This window comes from Mesorhizobium amorphae (genome assembly GCF_014843845.1).
In the GTDB taxonomy this organism is placed as follows: Bacteria; Pseudomonadota; Alphaproteobacteria; order Rhizobiales; family Rhizobiaceae; genus Mesorhizobium; species Mesorhizobium amorphae_A.
In genome coordinates this window covers 37019-48380 of sequence record NZ_JHQS01000004.1, presented here as the reverse complement: position 1 = coordinate 48380, position 11362 = coordinate 37019, and the positions used below count along the sequence as shown (strand labels likewise).

At 61.1% G+C, this 11362-nt stretch carries 11 protein-coding genes and 3 pseudogenes; 5 read left to right on the top strand and 9 right to left on the bottom strand.

The annotated features are described in order from the left end of the window. Window positions 1-85 precede the first annotated feature (85 nt). Window positions 86-562, top strand: a pseudogene (locus tag DH08_RS37290) (PAS-domain containing protein); the annotation flags it as partial. Here DH08_RS37290 and DH08_RS37285 read toward each other — a convergent pair. The 5 genes from DH08_RS37285 to DH08_RS00715 all read right to left on the bottom strand — a co-directional run bounded on the left by DH08_RS37285 (window position 511) and on the right by DH08_RS00715 (window position 3075). Beyond that, window positions 511-921 carry an MFS transporter gene (locus tag DH08_RS37285; RefSeq protein ID WP_210328486.1) on the bottom strand — a complete coding sequence of 137 codons (411 nt, stop codon included), beginning with the start codon at window positions 919-921 and terminating at the stop codon, window positions 511-513. The pseudogene DH08_RS37290 and the gene DH08_RS37285 overlap by 52 nt on opposite strands. 310 nt (window positions 922-1231) lie before the next feature. Further along, window positions 1232-1447 carry a hypothetical protein gene (locus DH08_RS00730; RefSeq protein WP_192177434.1) on the bottom strand — a complete coding sequence of 72 codons (216 nt, stop codon included), beginning with the start codon at window positions 1445-1447 and terminating at the stop codon, window positions 1232-1234. Next, entirely contained in the window at window positions 1444-2193 is a 750-nt protein-coding gene (locus DH08_RS00725) for a COG4280 domain-containing protein (RefSeq protein WP_192177426.1), read from the bottom strand. The genes DH08_RS00730 and DH08_RS00725 overlap by 4 nt, the downstream gene beginning before the upstream one ends. Then, on the bottom strand, window positions 2190-2819 hold the full coding sequence (locus DH08_RS00720; protein ID WP_192177425.1) for a tyrosine-protein phosphatase: 630 nt from the start codon (window positions 2817-2819) through the stop codon (window positions 2190-2192). The genes DH08_RS00725 and DH08_RS00720 overlap by 4 nt, the downstream gene beginning before the upstream one ends. Before the next feature lie 13 nt (window positions 2820-2832). Further along, window positions 2833-3075 carry a hypothetical protein gene (locus DH08_RS00715; RefSeq protein ID WP_192177424.1) on the bottom strand — a complete coding sequence of 81 codons (243 nt, stop codon included), beginning with the start codon at window positions 3073-3075 and terminating at the stop codon, window positions 2833-2835. A gap of 51 nt (window positions 3076-3126) precedes the next feature. On the opposite strand from DH08_RS00715, the gene DH08_RS00710 reads away from it, so the two are divergent. From DH08_RS00710 to DH08_RS37280, 3 genes and pseudogenes are all read left to right on the top strand, one after another. Continuing rightward, window positions 3127-3705: a Chromate resistance protein ChrB gene (locus DH08_RS00710; protein WP_192177423.1), complete on the top strand. Its 579-nt coding sequence runs from the start codon at window positions 3127-3129 to the stop codon at window positions 3703-3705. Next, window positions 3702-4930: pseudogene (locus tag DH08_RS00705) on the top strand (anion transporter). The gene DH08_RS00710 and the pseudogene DH08_RS00705 overlap by 4 nt, the downstream one beginning before the upstream one ends. Window positions 4931-5064: 134 nt before the next feature. Continuing rightward, entirely contained in the window at window positions 5065-5553 is a 489-nt protein-coding gene (locus tag DH08_RS37280; protein ID WP_192177422.1) for a hypothetical protein, read from the top strand. 503 nt (window positions 5554-6056) lie between these two features. On the opposite strand, the pseudogene DH08_RS00695 reads toward DH08_RS37280, so the two are convergent. The 3 genes and pseudogenes from DH08_RS00695 to DH08_RS00685 form a co-directional block, all read right to left on the bottom strand. Further along, window positions 6057-6225 (bottom strand): annotated as a pseudogene (locus DH08_RS00695) (transposase); the annotation flags it as partial. A gap of 611 nt (window positions 6226-6836) precedes the next feature. Continuing rightward, the gene (locus DH08_RS00690; protein ID WP_192177421.1) at window positions 6837-7118 is read right to left on the bottom strand and encodes a hypothetical protein; all 282 of its coding nucleotides are present in this window, start codon (window positions 7116-7118) and stop codon (window positions 6837-6839) included. A 738-nt stretch (window positions 7119-7856) separates the two neighbouring features. Next, on the bottom strand, window positions 7857-8183 hold the full coding sequence (locus DH08_RS00685; protein ID WP_192177420.1) for a rhodanese-like domain-containing protein: 327 nt from the start codon (window positions 8181-8183) through the stop codon (window positions 7857-7859). 258 nt (window positions 8184-8441) lie between these two features. Here DH08_RS00685 and DH08_RS37275 point away from each other — a divergent pair, with 258 nt between their 5' ends. After that, entirely contained in the window at window positions 8442-8612 is a 171-nt protein-coding gene (locus DH08_RS37275; protein WP_192177433.1) for a copper chaperone PCu(A)C, read from the top strand. Between the two features lie 119 nt (window positions 8613-8731). Here DH08_RS37275 and DH08_RS00670 read toward each other — a convergent pair whose 3' ends face one another. After that, window positions 8732-11302, bottom strand: coding sequence for an AMP-binding protein (locus DH08_RS00670; protein WP_192177418.1), 2571 nt, complete (start codon window positions 11300-11302; stop codon window positions 8732-8734). Window positions 11303-11362: the final 60 nt, after the last annotated feature.

Genomic DNA, 11362 nt, shown 5'->3' with positions numbered 1-11362 from the left:
CTTTACTGAATGACGGCTCGGCCCTCATCGGACGCCCCGCCTTCAAGGGTCACGCGACACCGCTTACGATTCATCCGCAATTAGTATGTTTAGACCACTATGCAGCAGCTTTCAGTCTGCGAGCGAGCCGTCTTTGCTATGTTGTTCCGGGCGTGAAGCGGAGGAACTCTGCTTGGTCGCGAAATTATCCAGGAAAGCCGCCGAAGCGCCCGAGTCTGCTAGTCTTGCCGCACTGGCAAAACTGGCGGTCGCTTCATACGAAACTCTCGAGCGCGAGCTTCGGGCCACCATCGCAACCCTCGAAGGGCAGGCGTTGCGCTTCGAGATGGCGATCGAGAACATCTCGCAGGGCATCTGCTTTTTCGGCGTCGACGAACGGCTGATCCTGTGCAACCGCCGCTATGCGGAAATCTATCGCATTGAGCCGGATGAGTTGCGGCGGGGGTTGACGCTGAGCGAAATCATCGAGCGCCGCGTGGCCGCCGGGACGTCGGCGATGCCGCCCGACGCCTATCTCGCAATGGCCCGGTCGGTCAATTCAGGCAATGCTTCGAAAGTCGAGAAGAATTCCAGTTCCGGATTAGGCGATTGCTCGGGGTCCTTGACCAGCGTCAGGAATGCGACGACCGCGAGCGCGCCGGAGATAAGGGTCGGCAAGAACACCATGCGGAAAGGACCGGCCGCATTCTCCCAGGTCAGGCCTTGTGCCCAGCCGAGCAGCACCACGCCGAGCAGCGGCCCAACCACCGCACCAGTGGTATCCATCGCGCGGTGAAAGCCGAAGGCCCTGCCGCGCGTTTCCGGCGTGATCGACTGCACCACGATCGCATCGCGCAAAGGGCCTCGCAGACCTTTTCCGAACCAGGAGACGATCCGCCCGACCAGAATCAGCGGCCAGCCCAATGCAAGAGCGATGAGCACCTGGCCGATGGGCGTCAGCCCGTAGCCCGCGCACGACCAGCACCTTGCGATGGCCGAACCTGTCGGCGACGTATCCGGCCGCCATCTTTGTGAAGCTCATGATGGCGTCGGCTATCCCCTCGATGATGCCGAGAGCCGCTGCCGGACACCAAGCACCGCGAGGAAGCCCGGCAGGATGACCGTGGTCGTCTCGTAGCAGAAATCGCCGAGCGCACTGGTGAGACCGGCGCCGAGCACCGTGCGGTTAAGCCAACTTTGGGACTTTGTCGACGACGTTTGGTCGGCCTTCCTCTTGCCGGTCGAGAAGGGTTCATGTCCGACGATTTCTGCTCGCTCTGAGCGCGCTCGATACGACCACCGTGACGGAACCGATGAGCAGAATCCCGCCGACTGGGAGCGACGGCGCCGCCAGCCAGACCGAAAGCCCGGCAGCCAATGCAACAACGGCCAACACGGCCAGTGCCAGAAGTTCGTCGTCGACAAACATGCCGAGCAGTTCGCGCAGGATCAACGAGACGATAGTCATGGCGAAGCCTCCAAAACCGGACGCGCCGCCAGCCTGGCGGTTGCAACGCCTGCTATCAGGAAGATCGCGGCAAAGGCCAGGATCGCCAGATCCTGGCCCGGCCAATCAACCCCCAGTCCTTCCCCTGTCCAGAACACGCCGAATGCCGAGAGCATCACGCCGACGCCGAACTTGAGCGTATTCTCGGGCACGCGGGCCAGCGGCCGGTGAACGATGACGCCGACCAACAGCACGAGCACGCAGGCGGCCAGTGCACCCATTGCAGCAGGCACCAGCAATCCCCGGCCCGCGCCCACGGCAATGACGATGAACACGACTTCAAGCCCTTCCAGGACCACCGCCTTGAACGCCGTGATGCCGGCAATCCAGTCCAGATGCGCCTCTTGGCTGCGCTCCGCCGCTTGCAGGCTTGCCTCTTCCTTGGCGAATGCCTTGGTTTCATCGTGCAGGGCAATCACTCCGGCCGAACGAAGAATTGCCTTGCGAAGCCAGCGCAGGCCGAACAACAGCAGCAGCACGCCAATGACCAGTTGCAACGCGTGCAACGGCACCCTGTCGAGCAGCGGCCCCAGCGCCAGCACCAGCAGTGCCAGCAATGCCAATCCAGCCCCGGTTCCGGTCAAAGCTGGCCGCCAGCCACGCACGGTGCCCACCGCCAGGACGATGGTAAGGGCCTCAACCGCTTCGACCAGCGAAGCCAGAAAGGCCGCTGTGACGGCCGGGGCTATTGTTGCCCATGACATCATGGCGTTGCCTTTTCTGCCTGTGTGGAGGGAAGGGATTGAGCGAAATTGAAGGTGCCGGCCACCTGCCAGAACGTCTGGTCCATGGCGCTGGTGCGGCTGGTGAGCCACGGGAAATGCCCGTAGCGGAACGATAGTTGATCGTCGGCCTCACCGGGCGGCTTACCCTCCTCAAACAGTTCAAACAGCGCAACCGCTAGGCCGGTGCGGTCGGCGCCGGCATTGCAATGAATCAGGATCGGGCGAGGTGCGGTCCGCAGCGCGTGCAGGAGCGACGCCAGCAGCGCGGCATCGGGCTGGCTGTTGGCTGACATCGGCAAACTGATCATCTCCGCGCCGGCGCCGCGGACGGTAGCCACTTCCGCCTCGTACCAGGGCGTGCCGGGGAACGCGCCGCGCAAGTTGAACACGGTGCGGATGTGATGCGCCTGAATCAGCCCGTCAAGCCGTTCGGGCGCGAGTTGGGCCGAGCGGTAGAGCACACCCGGCTCGACCTCGTGGATATTGCCGGTGAGGTGGACGTAGCCAGCCCATAATGCCATCCCGGCGGCAACCCCGCTGACGGCGCCAACCAAGGTCTTAGCCGCACGACGCCAGAGAGGGCTCGGTTTGAGAAAGGCCGGTTTCATGCGGATCGCACTTTCAATGGGGAAGCGTGGGCACCAGCACGAGGAAAATACCGACCCCCAGCACCAAATTGCCGCCGGGATAGGCCGCGAGATCAGCCTCGCGGACAAAGAGAAAGGTGGCGGCGAGGATTGCCGCGATTCCCAGAACGATACGCTGGGGCGTGGTCCCAATGCCGTCCGGTTCCTGCCGGGGCTGGTCATTTAGAGCCAACGCTGGCAAGGGTAGCCTCAAAAAGTGCAGCAGTCTCGGCGTCATCATGCGGTCCGTTGATTATTGATGTAACAATGGTAACATGCAAGGAGTTCCATGAAAACACTCGAATGGCTGTTGCTGACCTATAAAGTTCCGCCGGAGCCGGCGCGCAAACGCATTGCGGTGTGGCGTAAGCTCAAGGGCATGGGCGCGGTTTACATGCAGGGCGGTGTCTGCCTGCTGCCCAAATCCGACGACCATCTGCGCCGCCTCAAGATGCTGGAAAACGAAATCACCGAAATGGATGGCGAAGCCGTGCTGATGACCACAACAGGGCTCGACCCCAGGCAGGAGGAAAAAATCGTGCGGCGCTTCAATGCCGACCGCGACGAGGAATACAAGGAACTCATCAGCAAGTGCGAGGCGTATGAGCAGGAGATTGCCGAGGAAACCCGCGTGCGGCATTTCACCTACGCCGAGTTGGAGGAAAACGAGCAGGAGTTCGCTAAATTCAAGACGTGGTTCGCCAAGATCGAGAAGAACGATTTTTACACCGCTCCCCTCGCCCAGGTGGCGCGAGAATGGCTGGGCAGGTGCGAGAGCATTCTGGATGCGTACGCTCACAACGTGTTCGCCGCGCAGGAAGAAAACGCCGTGCCGACGCCGCTATCCGCCGTTAGGCCGTCCGAATAACTATGGTTGGCGCGGCGGCACTGCCGATCTTTCTCCTGACCTATGCCGGGCGTCGCCGTCGGCCGCATCCCCGGCCTGCGCCTCGATCGCGCCGGCATCGCCCTGCTTAGCGGCCCGGCGATGATCGCCGTCGGCGCGCTTGGCATGGAGGACGCCTATCGCGCCATCAATTTCGACACCATCACGCTGCTGCTCGGCATGATGATCGTGGTGGCGCATCTGAAGGTCTCGGGTGCCTTTCGCGCTCTCGGCGGCTTCGCCATCGAGCACGCGCACGCCCCATTCATGCTCCTGGTGATTTTGACGCTTCTGACCGGCGTGCTGTCGGCCTTCCTGGTCAACGACGCGATCTGCCTGGTGATGGCGCCGATCGTCGTCCACGTCACCCGCGTCATCAACCGCAATCCGATCCCCCATTTGATCGCCACCGCCACTGCCTCCAACTGCGGCAGCGTCGCCACCATCACCGGCAACCCGCAGAAGATGGTCATCGGCGCGCTGTCGGGGATTTCCTATCCGGCCTTCGCGGCGGCGCTTGCGCCGGTCGCGCTGTTCGGCCTCGTCGCCGTCATCGTCATCGTCCGCATCGTCTACCGCGCAGAATTCGAACGGAAGGCTGAGCTGAGCCCCGAAGTCTATCGCGGCCGCATGTTGCCGGGGCAGGTGTTGAAAGCGGTGGTCGTCTGCATTGGCCTGGCTATCTCCTTCTTCGCCGGCGTTCCGGTCGCCAAGGCAGCACTCATCGGAGGCGCTATCTTGCTCGTCACCCGCGCCATCAAACCGCACCGCATCTATCGCGAGATCGACGGGCCGCTGCTGTTCATGTTCGCCGGCCTGTTCATCGTCGTCGCCGGCGCCGAGAGGACGCTGCTCACCCCCGATATGATCGCCTCGGCAAGGAACCTTGGGCTGGACGATGTCTGGCAGCTTTCCGGCTTCACAGCGGTGCTTTCCAACATCATGAGCAATGTGCCTGCGGTGCTGGCGCTGAGGCCCTTCATACCCTGCCTCGAAAATCCCGAGCGCGCCTGGCTGGTCGTGGCCATGAGCTCGACGCTGGCCGGCAATTTCACGCTGCTGGGCTCGGTCGCCAATTTGATTGTCGCAGAACAGGCCAAGGCCGCCGGCAAGCAGCTCTCGTTTTCAGCCTTCTTCAAGGTTGGCCTGCCGCTGACGCTGGTCACCCCTTGTCGCCGGAACGGCCTGGCTGGCGTTCAGGCTTTAGGTGGCCGTTTCTCGATCCACAATCAAGCTTCTGCCAGTTCCGTGCCATGCTGCTATTTGACTTAGCGTTACCCTCCAGTGCAGGAGCAGTATGGCGTTGGTCGCCACCAGCACCGTCGCCCGGGATCGGCCAGAATGGCGGGCAATAGGCCGGTGGCGCCGATTATGGTTATCGCCAGGAACACGGCGTTCAGCCCAAACGCCACAGTGATGTTCTACTTAATGTTGGCCGCCGCGTCAGTGGCTTCTAGCGCCACATCGATGCCACTCCCCGCCCATGGCGATCCTGACATCGGCCGCAGCAAACGCGGGTGCGTCGATGATGCAGTCCCCAAGCCACGCCGTGACCTCATTTCTCAATTTGGGCGCTTCTGGCACCCGCTGAAGAAAAGCTATAGCGAACTCGCAATTCGCAGCTTCATCGACCGCGGGGAGCCGCTGCTTTTCTGCGCCAAGGCTCGATTTTGCACACCAGCGTGCGATCTTCCCGGCGCTTCAATCCGCTTCGCTTCTGCCGGATTCGGCGGCAGTATCGTGAAAAGACATGCAACGCGGCGGGACTACGCCGTGAACGGACATTGGCTCTGCTTCGCGAAGAACTGGAACTGTGAGACGCTAGCTTAGCTAACGGAAAAGTCGAGATTGCCGGTCGTGCTACGAGGTATAAACAGAGCATTCTTGCACTCGCAACGGGCGGATAATGGCGCTCTGGGCTTGCATAAGGGTTAGCTGCTTATCCGAGGACCTTAGTCCGGTACTGGAATATTGCTTCAGACCACCGAGTGCGGCGTCCTTGCCGTCTTGAAGGCTTTCGCGGTCGCCCCTCCTGCCAGGTTCCAGAACGATCGGGTAGCCGCGCATAAACGTTTTCTTCATGAATAGGTACGAATGTTCTCGGGCTAGGCGTTTGATGACACTCTCGTTTGGCAAATAGGCCCGGTGTCCTCGGTGGTTTGTGGACACCGGGCACAGTTCCCAAAAATGAGAGTTACAACGGCCGCACAGACGCCCGGTCTGGCTCGTCGGCAACTATGGCTTTCGAGGCCAGCCCTCAAAGTGCAGTGTGCGCTAGCCAAATGGAAGAAAGCGCATCTGCTCGAAGGTTCGTATCATACCATGTCGGCCGGAGGGCTTTGCTTTGCCGGCGCGTCGCGCCAGCGCAGCCCGTTCCTGATCACGAAGATGATGCCGCTGACGACGCGACGATCATCGACCCTCGGCACACCATGCGACAGCAGGAAATGCGGCTCGATCCGGCGCATCTGCGGCCTCCGACAACCAAATCAGATCACTCACGGCAGCGCCTCCTCGCGCCGCCATTGAATCAACCGATAACCACCTCCGCAAGCCGCTTAATAGGTCCTGAGCCCAGCACCCCCCTGACATGTTCTGGCTATGGTTGCACGGCGCGTGGTGACAAAACGCGGTGACCTCCAATATTGCGAGGTTTAGAATCGCTAACAAAGGGCCGGCTTGACTTCCGACGCTCGCAATATCTAATTCCCGTTGGAAGCGGCGTACTTACGGCAGATGGCTCCAAAATGGGGGTACACCTGATGTTGAAGCGTCATCAACTCGCTGCCTTGTGGCCTTCTGATCCGCAGATATGCCAGCGCGTGTTCGACCGGCTCTGTGTCGAGCGGCATTTCGAACGCGGCAGCGCGGAAGCACGGGATCTCGCCACGATGGTCCTCTTTCTCTTTCAAGACGGCCACACAGAGGAAGCAGGCCTTTTGGGTACGGCCTCTGCCGCTTTCTATTTCCCCACTCCCTCGGCGAACGCTGCGGGGGAAAAGCTTTGCTCGGGCGCAGAAATTAGTGGGAAAAAATCTGGCCCGGATCGAAAAGCCAGACCGCGCACGGCTAGAGATGGGCGCCGGTAGACAGGCAAGCTTTGGGGACTTCCTTCAACCGGCGCTCACCTGGCGCGCACCGCACCTGTGTCGGTGCAGAAAGCGATCTATAAGCTTCGATTCCGAAGGGCGCACCATGTCTATCTCATCGCCGTTGCCGTGCTTCGGAGCAAGCCGCCACCAATCATCCTTCGCGGCCTCGAGCATCATTTGCCAACGGTAAATCGAGAGGGTCGAGACGAACCCATCGTGCCCGATCGCGCCGCTCAGCTTGAGAGCCTCTATGAACTGCGCATCTGCCACGCCGCGTGCTGCCTCATCCAGCAGTTGGAACATTGCCTTTCGCCATGTGGTCGGATTTTTATGGATGAACGATTCAGCTCTCGAACGGTCCTCAACAGCCCGGAGCACCAGGTAGCGTGCTGCGGCAATCCGAATGCCGTTCCTCACTTGAAAGTCGACGTGCTCGCTTCTACCCATACATGTGCAGTCTTTCCGCGCGAACTCAACATCTTCTGCAGGAATTGCAACACAACATCCCTCAGAAAGCAATCTCGGTCGCCTTCTCGCTTCCGTTCGGCAAGATGGAGGTCAGCTATCAGGTGCAGTTCGACGGGAAAGCCAACAACGATTGCCAGCCGCGATCACGTCAGCCGCAGACAACCAGGTCAGCGTGATTGCTGCGGTCGTCGACGCGCTCGGAGAGCACTTGGCGATACATGAGGTCGCGAGGGGACAGGACTTCTGGCAGTCAGGTACTTGCTGCCTCTGGCCCGAAGGGCACGGCATGCCGTCAGACAAGGATGCCATATCCGCCATTGTCGTCGCACAGGATTCGGCAACCATCATAGCCGCAGCAGACGTGTCACCATCGGCACGGTCAGAAGGCTCAAAACAGCCAAAACGTCAGCAGACGGGGCAATAGGGTCCGGAACTTCACACGGGCTCTATGGCATATGGTGCAGTGCAAGAAATGAGCCTTGAGCGCTCACGTTTCCGTCAGGTGATGCGATCAATCGCCCAAGCTTCTGCCGCGGGCATGACCTACGTGCCCGTCGATTCCCCCGGACACGGCTACTTCTCAACGACTTCGTAGCCGCTCTTTTTCCAATCGATCATTCCGCCCGATAGATGCGATACTTGGCTGAAGCCGAGTTGCGTCAGTTCCCGCGCTGCTATCTCGCTCATACGCCCGCTTCGGCAATACAGCACGATCTTTGCGGCCCTATCCTTCGGCGGTTCGTCGGTTGATTTCACTTTTTTCCGGTTCCATTTCGCTGCCTCCATATTCCTGGGTAGCTTTACTTCAATGCGTGGCGGCGAGAACCTAACGTCCCAAACTGCCTCCACGCACCGCTGCAGAGGGATTTCAAGCTTCCCCGCAATCCAGTCACGCTGCATTCAGATGAATCACCGCATGACGGCAATGACTTTCCCGGGGTTCGTGGCCCCTCCTTTGTGCTGGCCTTGCCGAGCAATTGAACGGCTATAGATAGCTCTCGCCTCTCAACTGGCCAATTGGCTGCCGAAATGCATGACCGGACACACGACGTGAAAGGCCAATCTGATGAGGTACCTTATTGCGGCAATAGTGGTTGTTATCGGCACATGGGCGTCGGTCGCTGCTGATACGTCTGGAAGCATCGTCGTCGAACGCGCCTGGGCGAGAGCCAGCCTCAAGGGCGCATCGCCGCCTATCTGACCCTTGTCAACAACGGATCGGAGAGCGACGGGCTAATTGACGCGTCGAGCTCGGTTGCTGAAAACGTTCAGTTTCATGAGGAGAAAATCGAAAATGGCATAGCGAGGTGCCGCCTGGCGCATCGGTGAGGCTCAAGCCGGACGGCATTCACTTGATGATGCAGCTCAAACGACAGCTTCAGCTGGGTGAAGCCTTCCTCAGGAGATTGAAGCCCGGAGACTGCGCCCCCATCGACGTGACCCATCGGTTACGTTCGCACAGGATCAGCGGCATCCTTTCGGGCAAAACCCCAAGGGTGAATCGATTGCGAGGAGAGCCTTATGGCAAGCAGTCTTTGCAACGCGAAAGCTCCCAGTCCGGATAAAAGGCCGATAGCGACCGCCGTCATCGTCACTATCGGCTGTGAAATAGCGACGTCCGGGCTGGGCAGCAGCCATTCCGGCACGATCCTGTGGAACAGGTAGATGTGATAGCTGGCGGCGGCGATCGGCAAGACCATTTGCGCCAGCCTGGCCGGCAATGCGATGCGCCGCGCATAGACGAGGACGAGAACGGCGCCGAACACCGAGGCGAATTTCACCCAGGAGCCGAGCCAATTGCCCCCCATCCAGGCGAGCACCGGGCACAACAGAGTCACCACCACGACCAACGTCAGCCGCTTCTGCCGGGAGGTGGCGAAGTGCACGCACCAGCCAAGGGCCGTGAGGTAGAAGACGTCGGGCAAAGTGAAGATCTGCGGGCCGCCAATGTTCCAGAGAAGGGGGACGAGGAACTTGGCCGCTGTCGCGGCCGCCAACAGGATCATTCCGAAGGCAAATGGGTGGCTTCCGGCAAAGGCGCGCAGTTTCGGGATGCCGAACAAGGCGGCCCAGACAAGCATGATCTGAACATAGGCTTCCACGAACCAGTAGAGATACGGCATCATGTGCGGTGGCTGGACGAAGCCAAGATTGCCGATCAGCAAAAAGGACGGCCACAGGATCTCACCCTGGGCGAGCGAAAACCCCGCCACGATCGGCAGGTAAGGTACGAGCACAAGTGCCAGCGGGCGCAACACGCCGGCAACGTCGCCGGCAAACAGCCTCTGTCGCTGGAAACGCGCCAGGCTGTATCCCACCAGCATGACCAGGATCGCGGCGCCACCGGGGATGGGCCAGAGCGAGGCGTGATGGACGACGACCATCAGAGTGGCGACGGCGCGCAGGACAAGTTGGCTGTCGACCGACTGACGCTCGCCGGGCTGCTGTCCGGCGCGGCAGAGCTCGGCAATCCGCATGGTCTCCCAACCCGGCGGAACGCTGCCGAGTTCGCGTTCCAAGGCAAGCGACAGCTGGACGTAGAGAAGGGAGTCGCCGCCCAGGTTTTCGAATGTGTCGTCGACGCCGACATGTCTCGGATAAAAGGCGCTTGCAAAAGCCGCGAGCACGCCGGCACGGGGCGGCGGGCGCAAGGCCTGAAGGCGAGCACGCAGCGAAGCATAGTCGACCTTGCCCGAAGCGAGGCGCGGCAGGGATTGCGTCCTTTCGACCTCGAGATGCGGCCGCGGCAAGCCGGTTGCCGCCATCAAGACCGGCAGCACCTGTTCATCTGCGTGTTCGGATGTCACCACCGCCAGGATGCGATCATCGTCACCCACGACGGCGGCCGCGATCCCGGCTTCGTCGAGCGCAGCCTCGATCGCTTCATGGCTCAGGCGCAGGCCGGCAATCTTCGACATTCGCTTCAGCCGGCCGATCACCGTGAAGAAGCCGTTTTTGTCCCTTGTGGCGATATCGCCGGTGCGCAGCTCGGCGATCCCGGCTCCCTTTGCGAGATCGCAACGTTGGCTGGCGTAGCCCATCATCACGTTCGGTCCGCCGTAGACGAGTTCTCCGGGCTGGCCTGGTTGCTCTATCGAATTGCCGGCGTCATCCACCAGCCGCAGTGAGCCGCCCGGGATCGCGATGCCAATGGACCCGACATTGCCTTCCAATCGGTGCGGAGGGACGTAGGCGATCCGGGCCGTCGCTTCGGTCTGCCCGTACATCATGAAAAAGCGTTTTTGTCGATCGGCGAGATGGCGGTGGAACGTCGTGGCAAGATCCGGTGGCATGCGTCCTCCGGCAACCGTCATGAAACGCAGCGCGGGCAATTCGTGCCGCAGGAAACCTGCCCGATCCATCTGCTCGAACGAGTAGGGGACGCCGCTGATGTTGGTGCAGCCGGCATGGCGAAGCTCTTCTACGAAGTCTGCATCCGATGCACCCCTGCGGGGGAAGTAGATGCTCGCTCCCGCGGTCAGATGCGAGTTCAGGACCGAGAGCCCGTAGGAGTAGTGGAACGGCAGGATGAGTGCCGCCCTGTCCCGCTCCTCAAGTTCGAGATAGCTGGCGATGGAGCTGGCATTGGCTTGAACGGCGCCGGCCGACAATCGGACATATCGGCTCTTGCCGGTGCTGCCCGAGGTGCCGAGCAGGAGTGCCAGATCGGCGTGGAGGCCACCGTCCGGATTGACGGATCCCATCATGCAGCGGAAGCGGCCGTCCACCGGCCGGCACACAGCATCCGGTGAGAAGTCTGCAACGAATTCATCCAGGGCCGACGACTTGCAAGGCGGCAACAGGGCGACGGCGTGCCCGCCGTGCAGAGCCGCCAGATAGGCGATGACCGCATGTTCGCTCGGCTCCGCGACGACGCCTATCAGGCTTTTTTCGCCACCGAACTTGTAGGCTTGCGCCGCAACGCGGCGGGCAAGCTCAGCGTACGAGATTGGTTCGCGATCGGGGAAAATCAGCGCAGGACTGGCGCCGAAGCTCTCAAATCGTTGCGTAAATACCATCTTCCCAAATCCGCGCTGCGAGCTGTCGGGTCGCGCCCCGAGGCGCAGTTTGGAAAGGCG